Source organism: Lysobacter sp. Soil_C_15 (assembly GCF_057657315.1).
The window spans coordinates 142,882-157,726 of sequence record NZ_JBDGIR010000010.1 but is presented as its reverse complement, the minus strand read 5'-3'; the positions used below and the strand labels follow the sequence as shown (position 1 = coordinate 157,726).

15 protein-coding genes and 1 tRNA gene are annotated in these 14,845 nt (G+C 71.5%); 8 read left to right on the top strand and 8 right to left on the bottom strand.

Annotated features, from left to right (window positions below):
- Nucleotides 1-58 precede the first annotated feature (58 nt).
- The 5 genes from ggt to rsmD all read right to left on the bottom strand — a co-directional run bounded on the left by ggt (nt 59) and on the right by rsmD (nt 4,090).
- Nucleotides 59-1,825: a gamma-glutamyltransferase gene (gene ggt, locus AC3A57_RS20170; RefSeq protein WP_487580530.1), complete on the bottom strand. Its 1,767-nt coding sequence runs from the start codon at nt 1,823-1,825 to the stop codon at nt 59-61.
- Between the two features lie 5 nt (nt 1,826-1,830).
- Nucleotides 1,831-2,079 (bottom strand): YfhL family 4Fe-4S dicluster ferredoxin, encoded by a 249-nt coding sequence (locus AC3A57_RS20165; RefSeq protein WP_221673365.1) that lies wholly within the window; start codon nt 2,077-2,079, stop codon nt 1,831-1,833.
- 246 nt (nt 2,080-2,325) lie between these two features.
- Nucleotides 2,326-2,820 carry a hypothetical protein gene (locus AC3A57_RS20160; RefSeq protein WP_487580529.1) on the bottom strand — a complete coding sequence of 165 codons (495 nt, stop codon included), beginning with the start codon at nt 2,818-2,820 and terminating at the stop codon, nt 2,326-2,328.
- A gap of 44 nt (nt 2,821-2,864) precedes the next feature.
- Nucleotides 2,865-3,368 carry a pantetheine-phosphate adenylyltransferase gene (gene coaD / locus AC3A57_RS20155; protein ID WP_221673367.1) on the bottom strand — a complete coding sequence of 168 codons (504 nt, stop codon included), beginning with the start codon at nt 3,366-3,368 and terminating at the stop codon, nt 2,865-2,867.
- An 89-nt stretch (nt 3,369-3,457) separates the two neighbouring features.
- Nucleotides 3,458-4,090, bottom strand: coding sequence for a 16S rRNA (guanine(966)-N(2))-methyltransferase RsmD (gene rsmD, locus AC3A57_RS20150; RefSeq protein ID WP_487580528.1), 633 nt, complete (start codon nt 4,088-4,090; stop codon nt 3,458-3,460).
- Nucleotides 4,091-4,155: 65 nt separating this feature from the next.
- On the opposite strand from rsmD, the gene ftsY reads away from it, so the two are divergent.
- From ftsY to AC3A57_RS20130, 4 genes are read left to right on the top strand one after another with little or no spacing between them, the layout of a single operon-like run.
- On the top strand, nt 4,156-5,535 hold the full coding sequence (gene ftsY / locus AC3A57_RS20145) for a signal recognition particle-docking protein FtsY (RefSeq protein WP_487580527.1): 1,380 nt from the start codon (nt 4,156-4,158) through the stop codon (nt 5,533-5,535).
- A 14-nt stretch (nt 5,536-5,549) separates the two neighbouring features.
- Nucleotides 5,550-6,881: an AsmA family protein gene (locus AC3A57_RS20140; protein ID WP_487580526.1), complete on the top strand. Its 1,332-nt coding sequence runs from the start codon at nt 5,550-5,552 to the stop codon at nt 6,879-6,881.
- On the top strand, nt 6,878-7,942 hold the full coding sequence (mutY, locus tag AC3A57_RS20135) for an A/G-specific adenine glycosylase (protein WP_487580525.1): 1,065 nt from the start codon (nt 6,878-6,880) through the stop codon (nt 7,940-7,942). The genes AC3A57_RS20140 and mutY overlap by 4 nt, the downstream gene beginning before the upstream one ends.
- 32 nt (nt 7,943-7,974) lie before the next feature.
- Nucleotides 7,975-8,244, top strand: coding sequence for an oxidative damage protection protein (locus tag AC3A57_RS20130; protein WP_487580524.1), 270 nt, complete (start codon nt 7,975-7,977; stop codon nt 8,242-8,244).
- An 82-nt stretch (nt 8,245-8,326) separates the two neighbouring features.
- Here AC3A57_RS20130 and AC3A57_RS20125 read toward each other — a convergent pair whose 3' ends face one another.
- Nucleotides 8,327-8,827 (bottom strand): GNAT family N-acetyltransferase, encoded by a 501-nt coding sequence (locus AC3A57_RS20125; RefSeq protein ID WP_487580523.1) that lies wholly within the window; start codon nt 8,825-8,827, stop codon nt 8,327-8,329.
- 828 nt (nt 8,828-9,655) lie between these two features.
- Between AC3A57_RS20125 and AC3A57_RS20120 the strand changes: the two genes are divergently transcribed.
- Nucleotides 9,656-11,773, top strand: coding sequence for a prealbumin-like fold domain-containing protein (locus AC3A57_RS20120; RefSeq protein ID WP_487580522.1), 2,118 nt, complete (start codon nt 9,656-9,658; stop codon nt 11,771-11,773).
- 135 nt (nt 11,774-11,908) lie between these two features.
- On the opposite strand, the gene AC3A57_RS20115 is transcribed toward AC3A57_RS20120, so the two are convergent.
- Both AC3A57_RS20115 and AC3A57_RS20110 read right to left on the bottom strand, forming a co-directional pair.
- Nucleotides 11,909-12,175 carry a DUF2845 domain-containing protein gene (locus AC3A57_RS20115; RefSeq protein ID WP_221673374.1) on the bottom strand — a complete coding sequence of 89 codons (267 nt, stop codon included), beginning with the start codon at nt 12,173-12,175 and terminating at the stop codon, nt 11,909-11,911.
- Between the two features lie 368 nt (nt 12,176-12,543).
- Nucleotides 12,544-12,619: transfer RNA gene (locus AC3A57_RS20110), tRNA-Phe, on the bottom strand.
- 166 nt (nt 12,620-12,785) lie between these two features.
- On the opposite strand from AC3A57_RS20110, the gene AC3A57_RS20105 reads away from it, so the two are divergent.
- From AC3A57_RS20105 to AC3A57_RS20095, 3 genes are all read left to right on the top strand, one after another.
- Nucleotides 12,786-13,232 (top strand): DUF6491 family protein, encoded by a 447-nt coding sequence (locus AC3A57_RS20105; protein WP_221673375.1) that lies wholly within the window; start codon nt 12,786-12,788, stop codon nt 13,230-13,232.
- A 416-nt stretch (nt 13,233-13,648) separates the two neighbouring features.
- Entirely contained in the window at nt 13,649-13,972 is a 324-nt protein-coding gene (locus tag AC3A57_RS20100; protein WP_487580521.1) for a hypothetical protein, read from the top strand.
- Nucleotides 13,973-14,276: 304 nt separating this feature from the next.
- A complete protein-coding gene (locus tag AC3A57_RS20095) occupies nt 14,277-14,753 on the top strand; it encodes an LEA/WHy family protein (RefSeq protein WP_487580561.1) in 477 nt (158 codons plus the stop codon).
- Nucleotides 14,754-14,845 lie beyond the last annotated feature (92 nt).

Sequence of the window (14,845 nt, the reverse complement as noted above, 5' to 3'; positions counted from 1 at the left end):
TGCGCGGCAATCTACCGCGCCGCCCGGCCGCCGCGCCATCGCGGCGGCGGGCGCGCGCTCAGCGATCGCTCAGCAGCACGTCGGCCTGGCCGACCGGGTTGCGCGGATCGGTGCCGCCGGACAGGGTGTTGTCGCGCCGGTCCCACATCACCGTCTGCAGATTGCCCCAGGTCGATTCGCCGGCGTTGACCTTGTGCCCCATCGCCTGCAGCTTGGCCACGGTGGCGGCGTCGAGCGCGCCGGCCTCGGCCGAGATCGCATCGGGGAACCACTGGTGGTGGATCCGCGGCTGCGCCGCGACCTGCTGCGGCGCCAGGCCGGCGTCGTAGGCCAGCACCGCCAGCAGCACCTGGGTGATGATCCGGCTGCCGCCCGGGGCGCCGACCGCGATCACCTTCTCCGCCGATTCCAGGAAGCTCGGGGTCATCGAGCTGAGCATGCGCTTGCCCGGCTCCGGCGCGTTGGCGGCGAAGCCCATCACGCCGAAGGCGTTGGGCGTGCCCGGGCGCAGGGCGAAGTCGTCCATCTCGTTGTTGAGCAGCACCCCGGTGCCCGGCGCGACCATGCCCGAGCCGTACAGCAGGTTCACGGTCTGGGTCGCGGCGACCCGGTTGCCTTCGCCGTCGATGATCGAGAAGTGAGTGGTTTCCTCGTCTTCCAGCGGCGCCGGCTGGCCCGACAGCAAGTCGCTGGGGGTGGCCTTCTCGGGATGGATGGTGGCGCGCAGGCCGGCGGCATAGTCGGCGCTGGTCAGCCGCGCCAGCGGCACCTTCACGAAGTCCGGATCGCCCAGGTAGATGGTGCGGTCGCGATAAGCGCGGCGCATCGCCTCGGCGATGAGGTGGGTGCGGTGGGCCGGATCGAGCTTGGCCAGGTCCCAGCCCTGCAGCATCTGCAGGATCTGCGCCATCGCCACCCCGCCCGAGGACGGCGGCGGCGCGGTGACGATGTCCCAGCCGCGGTACTTCAAGCGCAGCGGTTCGCGTTCGACCACCTTGTAGCCGGACAACTCGTCGGCGCGCCATTGCCCGCCTTCTTCTTTCACCGCCTTGAGCAGCTTGGCGCCGACTTCGCCGCGGTAGAAACCGTCGTAGCCCTTGGCCGCCAGCAGTTCCAGCGTGCGCGCCAGGTCCGGCTGCTTGAGAACCTCGCCTTCCTTCGGCGGCGTGCCGTCGGCCAGGAACACCGCGCGGGTGCCGCGGTAGCGCTCCATCACCTCGCGCCGGCCGGCGTAGCCCTTCTCCAGCCGCGCGTACACCGGGAAACCTTCGCGGGCGATCCGGATCGCCGGCGCCAGCGAGGTCTTCAGCGGCAGCTTGCCGTACTTCTGCGCCAGGTGGACCAGCGCCGCCGGCAGGCCCGGGATGCCGGCCGACCACGGCCCGTTGGTGGCGCGGTCGCGGTTGAGTTCGCCCTTGGCGTCCAGATAGGCGGCCGGCGTCGCCGCCGCCGGCGCGGTTTCGCGCGCGTCGACGAAGACGTCGCGGCCGCTCTTGGCTTCGTGCAGCAGGAAGAACCCGCCGCCGCCGATGCCGGAGCTGATCGGCTCGACCACCGACAGCGCGGCCGACACGGCGATCGCCGCATCGAAGGCGTTGCCGCCGGCACGGACGATCTCCAGCCCGGCCTGGGTCGACAGCGAATGCGCGCTGGCGATCGCGGTGCCGGGCGGATGGGCGAAGCGGCGCGCGCTGTCGGCCGGCGCGGCGGCCGATGCGGGCGCCTGCACGGAGTCCTGCGCGAAAGCGGGCGCGGCGAGCGACAGCAGCGAGGCCAACAACCAGGGGAACGTCGAACCGGCTCGCGGCCGCATCGCCTTGCGCATCGGGTTTACTCCTGTTGTAGACGGCGCAGTTTCTCTAGCAACTGCGGCTCGGATTCGGGATGTTCCGGGTCCTTGTCGATGCACTCGACCGGACAGACGACCACGCATTGCGGCTCGTCGTAATGGCCGACGCACTCGGTGCAGCGCGCCGGATCGATCACATAGATGGTCTCGCCCTGGGCGATGGCCTGGTTCGGGCAGGCCGGCTCGCAGACGTCGCAGTTGACGCAGAGTTCGTTGATCTTGAGCGACATGGCGGAGTTGCCGGCGGAGGGCGCGATTGCCTGTGCCGGTGGGGAGGGTCAGTGTAGGCCGCGGCGCGGGCGTGGGATAGCCGGCCGCCGGGACGCTGCGTATCGAAGGCCTCGCCGGGGCGCCGGCCGGCTCCTCGGCACATTGCCGGGGACGGCCGGCAGCCGGGCGGCGGGACGGGGCCGCAAACGATTCGGGCCGCTCGCGCGGCCCGGATCGATGCTGCGGCAGCGCGTGGGCGCCGCGGCTTACTTCACTTCGGCGAAGACGTAGTTGACGCCGGCCGGGGTCACCGCGGCCTTGACCCGCTCGTTGTCCGCGGCGTCGCCGATGAAGATGAACTTCACGCCCTTCATCGTCGCCGGATCGACCTTGGCGAACGAGGCCACGGCCAGGTCTGCGGTCTTGACCGAGCTCGGCGAACCGAACGCGACCAGGTTGCCTTCCAGGATGCCGCGCGACATGTCGACCTGGGCCTTTTCCAGCATCAGATCGTAGTCGCGCTGGAAGGTCGGCGAATCCGGCGCCGGCAGGACGTAGACGTAGGTGCTGCCGCTGATGCCGTCCAGGTTGCGCTTGACCACGTCGGTCAGATAGGCGTTCCAGGCGTTCTCGTCGTTGGTCTTCGGCGCCGGCAGCGGCGCGGCCTCGGCGGCGACCTCCTTCTTCTCCTCTTTCTGGCAAGCGGCCACGAACGGCAGCGCCAGGCAGGCGATCAGCAGCAGGCGGGAGGAAGTCTTCATCGTATGCCCCTTAGGTATTGGCTTTGGTGTGACGTGTTGGGAGGTCAATGGTGCTTGCGTTGCCACTCGGCCCGCAGCGCCGCGTCGACCGCCGGCGGCACGAAGCCGGAAACGTCGCCGCCGAGGCGGGCGATTTCGCGCACCAGCGAGGAGGAAATGAAGCCGTACTGCTCGGCCGGGGTCAGGAACAGGGTCTCGACCTCGGGGATCAGGTGACGGTTCATGCTCGCCAGCTGGAATTCGTACTCGAAGTCGGACACCGCGCGCAGCCCGCGCAGCAGCACCCCGCCGCCGACTTCGGCGACGAAATGCGCCAGCAGCGAATTGAAGCCGCGCACCTCGACGTGCGAGTGGTGCGCCACCGCTTTGCGCGCCAGGTCGACTCGCACCTCCAGCGGCAGCGCCGGGCCCTTGCCCGGGCTTTCGGCGACGCCGATGACCATGCGTTCGAACAGCGGCGCGGCGCGGTCGACCAGGTCGACGTGGCCGTTGGTGATCGGGTCGAAAGTGCCGGGATAGACGGCGACGCGGTTGCGGGCGGAGCTCATTCGATGGTCGTTCGCTGCAGGAATGAGGGTAAAGCGGGAAGCCGCCCCGCCGGTTGCGGCGCAGTGTAGCAGCCGGCCGCGCGACGGGGTCAGGCCGGGCGGCGGCGGTACAAGGCGTAACGCACTTCGCGGGTGGCGCCTTCGCGATGCAGGTCCCAGCCCGCCGGCAGGCGGATCGGCGCGTCGGCCGGCGCCTCGACGTACAGCCAGGCCGCCGGCGCCAGCACCGGCAACAGCGCCGGCCAGACCCGGTCCCACAAACCGGCCGCGAACGGCGGGTCGACGAAGGCCAGATCGAAGCCCGGCGCGGCCGCGTCGGCTGCAGGTTGCGCTGCCAGCCAGGCCAGGGCGTCGGCCTGGACCACCTGGGCCGCCTCGCCGCCGGGCAGGCGCGCGCCCAGGGCGCGCAGTTCCGCGGCCAGGGCCGGATCGCGTTCGACCAGGACCGCCTCGGCGGCGCCGCGCGACAACGCCTCCAGGCCGAGCGCGCCGCTGCCGGCGAACAGGTCGAGCACGCGCGCGCCCGGCAGCATCGGCATCAGCCAGTTGAACAGCGTCTCGCGGACCCGGTCCGAGGTCGGCCGCAAGCCTGGCGCATCGGCCACCGCCAGGCGGGTGCCGCGCCAGCGCCCGCCGATGATCCGGACTTTGCCGGTCGTGGCCTTGGCGCCGGCGGGGCCGGATCGAGGCGGAACGCGCGGGCCGCGGCGGGAATCGTTCATCGGGAGAGTTTTCGGGCCGGTGCTAGCATGTGGCAATTCTCGCGCATGCCCCCACGTTCCGTCTCATGGTCAGTTTTTTTCGCCGTAAAAAGCCCGAAACCGCTGCCGGAACGCCTGCGTCCGAGCGCCGCTACAGCACCGAGGAGCTGGCCGCCGCGTTTCCGGGCGCCCAGCCGCGCGCGGCCGAACCGGTCGCGGCCGAGCCTGCGCCGGCCGCCGAAGCGCCGCCGGCCGTCGAACCCAGCCCGCTGCAGGCGGCGCCACTCCCACCGGCCCCTGTCGCAACGCCCGCGGTGCCGCCGACGGCGCCCGTCGCGCGCACGGCCGAACCGGTGGCGGTCCAGGCGCCCGCCGCCGAACCGCGCGCCCCACAACCGCGCGCCCCAGAACCGCCCGTCCCGGCCGAAGTCGTCGCCGCGGCGCTGGAGGTCGAACCGCCGCTGCGCGCCGACGCGCCGTTGCCGGCCGCGCCGGCGCCGACCGCACCGGCCGCGCTGGACTACATCGACAAGCCGGCCGCCGCGCCGGGCAAGCCCGGCTGGCGCGAGCGCCTGCGCGGCAGCGTGTTCGCGCGCAGCTTCGGCGGCCTGTTCTCGCGCAACCCGCGCCTGGACGACGACCTGCTCGACGAAATCGAAACCGCGCTGATCACCGCCGACGTCGGCGTCAGCGCCACCACGCAACTGGTCGAAGGCCTGCGCAAGCGGATGAAGTCGCGCGAGTTCGCCGACGCCAACGCCCTGCTCGCGGCGCTGCGCGCCGAACTGATCGCGATGCTGGCGCCGGTCGCCAAGCCGTTGCAGATCGACCCCCAGGCCAAGCCCTTCGTGCTGCTGACCGTCGGCGTCAACGGGGTCGGCAAGACCACCACCATCGGCAAGCTGGCCAAGCGCTTCCGCGACGAGAACCGGCCGCTGATGCTGGCCGCCGGCGACACTTTCCGCGCCGCCGCGGTCGCCCAGTTGCAAGCCTGGGGCGAACGCAACGGCGTGCCGGTGGTGGCCCAGGGCCAGAACGCCGACGCCGCCTCGGTCGCCTTCGACGCCCTGCAGGCGGCCAAGGCGCGCGGCACCCAGGTGCTGATCGCCGACACCGCCGGCCGCCTGCATACCCAGCAGGGCCTGATGGCCGAGCTCGGCAAGATCCGCCGCGTGCTGGCCAAGGTCGACCCGACCGCGCCGCACGAGGTGCTGATGGTGATCGACGGCACCACCGGCCAGAACGCCTTGTCGCAACTGCGCCAGTTCCACGCCGCGGTCGGCGTCACCGGCCTGGTGGTGACCAAGCTCGACGGCACCGCCAAGGGCGGCGTGGTGTTCGCCCTGGCGCGCGAGTTCGGCATTCCGATCCGCTTCGCCGGCATCGGCGAGCGTCCGGAAGACCTGCGGGTGTTCGACGCCGAAGCCTTCGTCGACGCGCTGCTGCCCGAAACGCTCGGCGGCTGAGGCGCGGCCGCGCCATGTCCGCGCCCGCGGAGGCTGCCGCACCCGAGCGACGACGCTGGCGCAGGCGGGTGCTGGTCGCCGCCGGCGCGGTGCTGGCCGTGGTGCTGGCGTTGAGTTGGGTATCGCAACCCAGCCAGGTCAGCGCGATCCTGCTCGACCGGGTCGGCCACGCCCTGGGCCTGGAACTCAGCGCCTCGGGCGCCAGCGAGTACCGGTTGCGCGGCACGCCGATGCTGGAGGTGCGCGACCTGGTCGCGCGCCAGCCGGGCGCGGCGACGCCGCTGCTGCGCGCCGAGCGCGTCTACCTGTCGCTGCCGTGGAGCACGATCCGCGCCGCCGGCGCGGTGCTCGACGTGGAGCGGGTCGAACTTGACGCCCCGCAACTCGACGTCGGCGCCTTGCAGCGCTGGCTGGCTTCGCGTCCGTCCTCGCCCGCGCCGCTGCGGCTGCCGACCCTGAGCCGCGGCGCGCGGATCGAACGCGGCCGCGCGATCGGCGCCGACTGGTCGGTCGAGAACCTCCTGATCGATCTGCCGCGCCTGCATCCCGAACAGCCGCTGCGCGCCCGTCTGAGCGGCGCGGTCGTCGCCGCGCCGCTGCGGATCCCGTTCTCGCTCGCGGCGACCCTGCAGCGTCCGGCCGCCGCGCGCGGACTCGGCCTGGCCGGCCCGGTCGAGGTGGTCGCGCGCGACTGGCGCCTGCCGATGCGTGCGATCGCCGGCGGACGCCTGCATGCCGGCGCCGACGGTATCGGCCTAGACGGGCTGCGCCTGGGCGCCCAGGCGCGCTACCGCGCCGGCGACACCGACCTGCCGTTCGCGTTCGGCCTGGCCGGGCCGCTGCGCTATCGCGACGCCCGCCTGAGCCTGGCGCCGCTGGGCGCGGCGCTGCGCGGCCGCGAGGCGATGCCCCGCCTCGATGGCGCCGGCCGCTTCGCCTACGCCGACCGGCTGGAACTGCAGTTGCAAGGCCGCCTGGCCGAATGGCCGCAGGCCTGGCCGGCGCTGCCGCCGCCGCTGGGCCAGTCGCGCTCGCCGCTGCCGTTCGCGCTCGACTACGCCGGCCCGGCCGATTTCTCCGCGGTCGCGGCGCTGCGCCTGCAACGCGACGACACCGTCTTCGACGGCCGCTTCCGCCTGCCGCAGGTGCTGGACTGGGCCGACGCCGGCGCGCGCGGCGCCTTGCTGCCGCCGCTGCAGGGCCGCCTGAGCGCGCCGCGGATCGAAGTCTCCGGCGCGGTGCTCGAAGGCGTGCAGGTCGAAATCGAAGACGACCCGCCGCCGGCCGCGCAGCAACCGGCTCCGCCGCCCCATCCACCCGCCGCTGCTCCGCCGCCGAACCGATGACCGCTTCCAACGTCCCAGCCAACGCCGACGCCTTCGCCACCCGCCTGCTGGCGTGGTTCGACGTCAGCGGCCGCCACGACCTGCCCTGGCAGCACCCGCGCACGCCGTACCGGGTGTGGCTGTCGGAAATCATGCTGCAGCAGACCCAGGTCAAGACCGCGGCGCCGTACTTCGAGCGCTTCGTCGCGGCCCTGCCGAGCCTGCCCGACCTGGCCGCGGCCGAACTCGACAGCGTGCTCGGCCTGTGGTCGGGCCTGGGCTATTACGCCCGGGCGCGCAATCTGCACGCCGCGGCCAAGCTCTGCGTAGAACGCCACGGCGGCGAGCTGCCGCGCGACATCGATGCGCTGACCGCGTTGCCCGGGATCGGCCGCAGCACCGCCGCGGCGATCCTGGCCCAGGCCTGGGACGATCGCCACGCCATCCTCGACGGCAACGTCAAGCGCGTGCTCAGCCGCTACCACGGCATCGACGGCTATCCGGGCCTGCCGGCGGTCGAGCGGCAGCTGTGGGCGCTGGCCGAATCGCATCTGCCGCAGGCGCGCATGGTCGACTACACCCAGGCGCAGATGGACTTGGGCGCGACCTTGTGCACCCGCGCCGATCCGTCCTGCATCCTGTGCCCTTTGCAGCGCGACTGCGTCGCCCGGATCGAAGGCCGGGTCGCCGAACTGCCCACGCCCAAGCCCGGCAAGACCGTGCCGCAGCGCCAGGCGCAGGTGCTGTGGTTGCTCGACGACGACGGCCGGGTGCTGCTGCAGCGCCGCCCGCCCAGCGGGATCTGGGCCGGCCTGTGGACCCTGCCGCAAAGCGAGGAGGCGGCCGGCGCGCAGCAGTGGTTCCAGGCCCACGTGCGCGGCGATTTCGCCGCCGGCGAGGCCTTGCCCGCGGTCGCGCACGCCTTCAGCCATTACAAGCTCGACCTGTGGCCGCGGCGCTGGCGCGGCATCGCCCTGCGCGACCGGGTCGGCGACAATGACGATCTGCGCTGGTTCGCGCGCGCCGAACTGGCCGCGCTCGGCATTCCCGCGCCGATCCGCAAACTAATCGAAGCGGCCTGAGCGCCGCACCGACCTCCATCAGGACTACCGACATGAGCCGCACCGTCTTCTGCGAATACGAACGCCGCGACACCGAAGGCCTGGACTTCGTGCCCTGGCCCGGCGAACTGGGCAAGCGCGTGTTCGCCCATATCGGCAAGGCCGGCTGGGCCGCCTGGCTGTCCCACCAGACCATGCTGATCAACGAGAACCGGCTGTCGCCGCTGGACCCCAAGCACCGCGCTTTCCTCGAAGGCGAGATGGAGAAGTTCCTGTTCGGCGGCGGCGCGGAGAAGCCGGCGGGGTTCGTACCCGAAGGCTAGGAGATAGCGGCGAGGAGCGAGTAACGAGCGAAAGCGGTTGCGCGCCGCGTTCGCTCCTCGCTCCTCCCCACTCGCTGCTAGGTCACAGCCCGAACGCCGGCGGATACGTCACCGAGCCGCGTTCGCCGGCCAGCGCGCCGGGGCGCAGTTCCAGGGCCATGAAGCATTCGCCCGAGAACGGCGCGGCCAGCTTCGACGCCAGCGCGGGGTCGAAGCCGAAGCGCGGGTAGTAGTCGGCGTGACCGAGCACCACCACCGCTTCGAAACCGGCCTCGGCCAGGCGCGCCAGGCCGCTGCGGATCAGTCGCGCGCCGACGCCGCGACGCTGCCAGGACGGCAGCACCGACACCGGCGCCAGGCACAGCGCATCGATCCGGCGTCCGTCGACTTGCACCGCGAGCGCGGTGAACAGTGCGTGGCCGACGACCTGGCCGGCCTCGTCGAGCGCGACCAGCGACAGCCGCACCAGGCCGTCGGCGTGCAGGCGGGCGACCAGTTCGGCTTCGCCGTCGCCGCCGAACGCGGCTCGGGTCAAAGCGTCGATCTGCGGTTCGTGTACGTCGGTTTGTTCCTGGATGCGCATGGGCGGCTCCAATGGCGGGGCGTGCGGCGGGGCGTGCGGCGGCACGCTGGAAAACATCATCCAACTGAGCATGAAGGCCTCCGCGGCATGCGAGGCGAGACTGGGGTCGGCGCTGGGCCGGAACCCAGCGCGGACGCGCGCGGCCGGCAGGCGGCGCGCGCGGACGAAAAGCGCAGATGCGCGAGCGGCATGCGTCGCGGCATCGGCAACGCGAGCGCCGACCACGGCGTGATCGGCGCCGGCCGAGTGCGGCGGTCGCGGGAACGGCGCAGCGCCGCGCGTCGCGCGCGTCGCCGCCAAGGCAGTAAGAGCATGGGAGCCTGTCGGTAGTAGCCGGAACGGACGCGACAGCGCGCATTCGCAAGACACGAATGGCGAACGGTTCGGCGCGTCAACCCACCTTCGCGAAGCGAAGGGATTTAGCGGGTGGCTACACTCTCGGACATGGTGTCCCTCTGGTCCCGCCGGTCGACGGCGTACGGGGACCCGCACCGTAGTGCGCCTGCGCCGCGGCTGTCAAATCGGCCGCGCAGACGCCGCCTGAGGCCAGCGCTTGCCCCATCGCGGCAAACCCCACCCCGCCCCGACCGGGCGCCCGGCGATTCCGGCCTGCCGCAGAGGCGCGCATGCGCCGCCTTTAGACCCAAAGCTGACTTTTTTTGTCAGTTTCGGCGCCGACCCGGGGCGGACCGGCCTAGGCCGGAATGCCCACCCAGGCACACTCTCGGAAAAACGTGATGTATGGCACATTTTTTGCTCGATCCAATCGACGCTTTCGCTGCCCTGCTTGGCGGCTCCCCCGCTTTCGTCGGATGGAACCCGGACTTCATGACGGCCAAATACCTCGTCCCCGCTTTCTGCCTCGTCGCCCTGCTCGCCAGCGCTCCCCGCCCGCTCCATGCCCAGGCCGGCATCGGCGTACAGGCCGGCGCCTCGCCCACCGGCACCATCGGCACCAACAAAGGCGATCCCGGCTCCGGGGCGCTGCAATGCCCGGCCGGCACCATCGTCCGCGGCGCCTACCATCGCGACAAGTCGATGAGCTCGGGGCTCGCCTCGACCCGCGGCATGACCAACCGGGTCGGCCTGTACTGCGGCGGCATCACCACCGACGGCAGCACGGTCGCCGTGGTCAACCGCAACGCCAACGGCAGCCCGGACGTCCTGTCCGTCAGCTACGCCCAGCCCGGCACCGAGGTCACCAACTACTGCCCGTCCAACCAACTGGTGCATCAGTTCGGCGGCTGGGACCGCGAATGGTCCAACGGCCAGTACCCGCCGTGGTCCTCGTCGCTGAACCTGGTCTGCCGGCCGCTGACCCTGGACGCGAACTCCTGGGTGCGGATGACCACCGGCGCTTCGACCAGCATCGAGGTCGGCGTACGCGAAACCATGTCCGGGCAACCGGCCCACGTCTCGCGCGGGCCGTTCTGCTCCAACACCTCCACCACCCTGGTCTCGGGCTTGTTCATGCAGGCCGGCGGCGAAGGCTACGACGGCATCAACGTCTATTGCGGCACCCTGCTGCAGGCGCGCCATTCGGCGATCCTGAGCTTCGCCGATTTCGCCTGGAACAAGACCCTCGGCGGCTCGGGCTGGCAGGTCAACCTGACCCAGGGCAGCACCCTGCTCGACAACGGCGCCGGCACCACCGGCGCCGGACGCACCCCGCACGCCAGCGTCGCGGCCAACACCTCGACCGTGCAGACCGCGAGCGAAATCTACGTGCTGCCCGGCAGCAACTACCGCGCCGCGATCAGCCAGCGTCCCGCCGGCATCGCCGCCAATACCTTCGTCACTTCAGGCAACTGCCTCACCGGCACCGCCCTGAGCAACGAACAAGACGCTTCGTGCACGCTCGCCGTCACCGGCCTGCCCGACATCGCCGTCACGCTGAGCACGCCGTCGCCGGTCTACAGCAACTACGGCCAGCTGCAGAACATCGTCCTGACCGCGACCAACGTCGGCCCCGGCGCCACCGACGGCGACGACGGCTTCAGCGTGGTCGCGACTCTGCCGGCCGGCTGGACCGCCGGCACCCTGCCGGCCAACTGCGTCGCCAGCGGCGGCAATACCGTGGTCACCTGCGCGCTGAATCCGACTCCACTGGCCGGCTCGGCCGCGCCCGGCGGCAACGGCGGCGCGGTCAGCTTCACCATTCCGGTCACGGTCAACTCGCCGACCCTCAGCGGCACCTACACCGCCAATGCCGCGCTCGGCCGCAGCCTGCCCGACGGCGACGCCGATCCGACCAACAACGATTTCAACACCGCCAACGACACCGCCAGCGGCCCCCTGGTGTTCCAGAAGCAACCGATCCTGCGCCTGCGCAAGGCGTTGCCGCTGGGGCGGTTCGTCGCCGCCGACCAGTTCGCCCTGAGCATCGCCGGCACCGGCGGCCCGGCGAACGCCACCACCACCGGCAGCGGCAGCACCGCGAGCGGCGAAGCCCTGCTCAACGGCAGCGTCGGCGCGGTCTACTCCCTGTCCGAAGCCGGCGCGGCCGGCGCCAACCTCGCCAACTACACCAGCACCTACAGCTGCAGCAACGCCCTGGCCGGCGGCCAGGCGCCGAACGGCAACGGCGCCAGCTTCAACCTCACCGCGGCCGCCGGCGACGATCTGACCTGCACCTTCAGCAATACCCGCGCACCGCTGGCCGACCTGACGATCAGCAAGACCAATGGCGTCAGCACCGTCTCCCGCGGCGCGACGACGACCTACACCATCGTCGTCACCAACAACGGCCCGGACGCGGTGACCGGCGCGATCCTGCGCGACCCGGCGGCCGGCCGCCAAGGCCTGGGCTGCACAACGCCGCCGAGCTGCACCGGTGCGGCCTGCCCGGCCGGACTGACTCTGGCGCAACTGGAAAGCGGCGTCGCCCTCGGCGCGCTCGCCAACGGCGCCACGGTGACCGTCCAGATGACCTGCACGGTGCAGTAGGCGCAACCTGGTGCGTTGCGCGGGGCCGGGGATCTGGGATCGGAATGGGGATTGGGATTGGGAAAAGCGCAACGCGGGCGACGGGCTTGGACACCGTGGCCCGCCGCCGCTGTCGGCGGCGGGCGTTGCGCCGGCTTAGAACAGTTCCATCACGTCGATCACCCGTCCGTCGCGGACGGTGACCAGCACGGTCTTGGTGCCGACGTAGTACTCGTAGCGCTCGGCGACGTTGGCGCCGAACTTGTTCTGGATCGGCACGATCTTGGCCGGCTTGCCCGCCACTTGTTCCAGGCGGCCGACGCTGTCGCCGACCACGATCACTTTGTTGCCGAAGGCGACGGTCTGCGCCATCGCGGCCGAGCTGAGGACGAACAGCAGCAGCGATGCGATCGTTCGGGTCATGGGCCTGCACTCCTTTGAGGATGCGCCGAGCATAGGCCGGCCCGGGCACACTTCTTTGCGCCAATCCGCAGAATCACAGTGTTGCGCATTCGCCCGGCCGGCGAGCGGCCAAACGGCAAGCTCGGCAAAGATGCTGGCGGGCCTTCGGTCCCTGAAAACCCGTGGCGTGCGCGTAACTGGGGAGGGACGCACGCTGCCAGCCTGTCCAGGCTGCCCCAGCGCCGGGCCCGGCGCAGTCGGCCGGCGCCGCACCGCGGGGTCGGATTTCTCCTACGCCCGGATCGCGCCGACCCACGGCGGCGAAGAAATCGCCGCGCGCGAAAAAACCAAGGGCCCGACCTCGCGGTCGAGCCCTTGGTTTTCGTAAATGGTGGCCGGGGAGGGAATCGAACCCCCGACACGGGGATTTTCAATCCCCTGCTCTACCAACTGAGCTACCCGGCCGTTCGCGGCGACCCGCGAGAGAGGCGGCATAATACGGACGCAAATCGGATCTGGCAAGCCTCCTGTGCGCTGAACGATATCGGCGCCGGTTCGCACTGCCGCGCTGCGGGCGGGCGCATCATGCGCGCAGGCCCGCAAGGACGGCCCGCGCCGTCGAGGAACGCTCATGAAAGCCTTGCTCACCGCCGTGCTCGCCGCCGTGGCGCTGGCCGGCTGCGCCTCCACCCCGAGGCTCGACGACGCCCAGCGCCTGGCGCTGTACCGCGCCCACGCCGGCGCGCCGGTCGACAGCTTCCAGTACTTCGGCGACCTCAACGGTTGGACGCCGCTGGGCGACAGCGCGCTGGCGGTGTGGACGCGCCCCAACCAGGCCTACTTGCTGGAACTGCGCGGACCCTGCAGCGACCTGGAGTTCGCTTCGGCGATCAGCGTCAGCAACCAGATGGGGCGCGTGCATGCGCGCTTCGACAAGGTCACCGCGCTCGGCACGCAGTCGATCAAGATGCCCTGCTTCATCGGCCGCATCCTGCCGCTGGACGTCAAGGCGATCAAACAGGCGCAACAGGAAATGCGCAGCGCCGGCACCGTGCCGCGCGACGACGCCGGCCAGTGATCGCGTCGCGGACGCGGCCAGCCGCGTCCGCATAGCCGCCGCACGGACGATGCGCGCGATCGCCGCGCATCGGCGCGCCGCATGCGATGCGACCGGGTCGTGACGCGAAACGTGATCGGGGGTCAGAAAAATCCTACAGCCGGCTGCGCCTTCGGCCGACTGTTTCGCCCTGGCCGCCGCGGCAATCTATCCAGGCCCCGGCAGCACGGTCGATGCGATGACACGGATGCCGCTCTGCAAAGGAAAAAGGCCGTCACCCTCGAGCAGGTGAGCCAGCGGAGCCGGGGTGACTTCATTGCAAGTGCCGAGGAAGCGTACATGCACGGCGAAACGGATTTCGCGCCGATGGCCAGGACGGCCGGCCGGCCGACGCCGCACAGGACGTGCGGGGTCCGCGCATGAGGGCGGCGACGTGGATGCAGGATTCGCTCCGCGCGCTGCCGCGCTACCTCCTGGTGCTGGCCACCGTCTCCGCGCTGGCGTATCTGGCGCAGACGGTGGCGCCTTCTTCTGCGCCGATGCCCGCCGTTTCGCCGGGCTCCGCATCCTTCTCCGCATCCCGCACCGGCCCCGACGCGCCGGTGTCCGTCGCGGTGCCCGTACTCGACGACGCCGCGCTCGAGCCCGACTCCGTCCTTCAGCTCCCAAGCTATGCGCGCACCGCTCCGGCAACCGTCCCGCCGGTGCGATCCGCCCCCCTCGCCGCTCGGCTTCGCCCTGCGCACGCCACGCCGCGCTGACCAGCGGGCATTCGCCCGACGCCACCCAGCCGCTCCGCCGACGCTCCTGCAAACGCCATGCGATCGGCGCCTTCCCGCCCCGGCTCGGGTTGCGTCGAAGCGGCCTTGCCGTCTTGCCGCAACCGGCCCGCGGCCGGCCGAGCGGTTTCTTTGCCCTGCCTGCCGCGCCGCTCCGGGCGGCCCGGTCCGAGCCGAGCCTGTCCGCGCGGGCGCCGCCCGCCGCGCCCCTGACGGGCCCACCATTCGCCGTAGTATCCTCGCGGTCCCAACCCTGTGGAGCGGCGGAATGAAAGCACGGCCCTGGATGCGAACGATCGGCCCGGCGATCGGCCTGACCCTGGCCGCCGCTTTGCTGGCCAGTTGCTCCACCGGACCGGTACGCCGCGTCTCCGAGCCCGCCGCGCGCATCCAGCAGCTGACCGTGCGCGCCAACGGCGGCTGGACGGTCGAGGTGCGGCTGGAGAACTTCAGCAGCATCCCGATGCGCTTCGACCGCTTCGATCTGCAGCTCAAGCTCGGCGAAGACAGCGCCGGCCAGTTGCAGGCCCAGCCCGCGCTGTCGATCGGCCCGGAATCGGCCGATGTGGTCAAGGTCGAGCTGACTCCGTCCGGCACCGCCAAGATCGCCGTCGCCGACGCCCTCGCCGGCGGCCGCAGCCTCAACTACAGCCTCAAGGGCGACGTCGTGGCCACTCCCGACGAAGCCAAGCAACGCACCTTCGCCATCGAACGCAGCAGCGCGCTGAGCCCTGCGCCGGGTTTGCCCGGCGTGATGCGCTGAGAGCCGGGAATGGGGAATCGGGAATCGGTTGAAGCCGACGCCCGCTGCGTTTCCCATCCGCCTGGCCGCTCCTGCTTTCCCATTGCCCATTC

Excerpts from the sequence above, each read along its gene's own strand:
- ggt (WP_487580530.1), bottom strand. The coding sequence starts at position 1,825 with ATGCGCAAGGCGATGCGGCCGCGAGCCGGTTCGACGTTCCCCTGGTTG.
- AC3A57_RS20165 (WP_221673365.1), bottom strand. The coding sequence starts at position 2,079 with ATGTCGCTCAAGATCAACGAACTCTGCGTCAACTGCGACGTCTGCGAG.
- AC3A57_RS20160 (WP_487580529.1), bottom strand. The coding sequence starts at position 2,820 with ATGAAGACTTCCTCCCGCCTGCTGCTGATCGCCTGCCTGGCGCTGCCG.
- coaD (WP_221673367.1), bottom strand. The coding sequence starts at position 3,368 with ATGAGCTCCGCCCGCAACCGCGTCGCCGTCTATCCCGGCACTTTCGAC.
- rsmD (WP_487580528.1), bottom strand. The coding sequence starts at position 4,090 with ATGAACGATTCCCGCCGCGGCCCGCGCGTTCCGCCTCGATCCGGCCCC.
- ftsY (WP_487580527.1), top strand. The coding sequence starts at position 4,156 with ATGGTCAGTTTTTTTCGCCGTAAAAAGCCCGAAACCGCTGCCGGAACG.
- AC3A57_RS20140 (WP_487580526.1), top strand. The coding sequence starts at position 5,550 with ATGTCCGCGCCCGCGGAGGCTGCCGCACCCGAGCGACGACGCTGGCGC.
- mutY (WP_487580525.1), top strand. The coding sequence starts at position 6,878 with ATGACCGCTTCCAACGTCCCAGCCAACGCCGACGCCTTCGCCACCCGC.
- AC3A57_RS20130 (WP_487580524.1), top strand. The coding sequence starts at position 7,975 with ATGAGCCGCACCGTCTTCTGCGAATACGAACGCCGCGACACCGAAGGC.
- AC3A57_RS20125 (WP_487580523.1), bottom strand. The coding sequence starts at position 8,827 with ATGCGCATCCAGGAACAAACCGACGTACACGAACCGCAGATCGACGCT.
- AC3A57_RS20120 (WP_487580522.1), top strand. The coding sequence starts at position 9,656 with ATGACGGCCAAATACCTCGTCCCCGCTTTCTGCCTCGTCGCCCTGCTC.
- AC3A57_RS20115 (WP_221673374.1), bottom strand. The coding sequence starts at position 12,175 with ATGACCCGAACGATCGCATCGCTGCTGCTGTTCGTCCTCAGCTCGGCC.
- AC3A57_RS20105 (WP_221673375.1), top strand. The coding sequence starts at position 12,786 with ATGAAAGCCTTGCTCACCGCCGTGCTCGCCGCCGTGGCGCTGGCCGGC.
- AC3A57_RS20100 (WP_487580521.1), top strand. The coding sequence starts at position 13,649 with ATGCAGGATTCGCTCCGCGCGCTGCCGCGCTACCTCCTGGTGCTGGCC.
- AC3A57_RS20095 (WP_487580561.1), top strand. The coding sequence starts at position 14,277 with ATGCGAACGATCGGCCCGGCGATCGGCCTGACCCTGGCCGCCGCTTTG.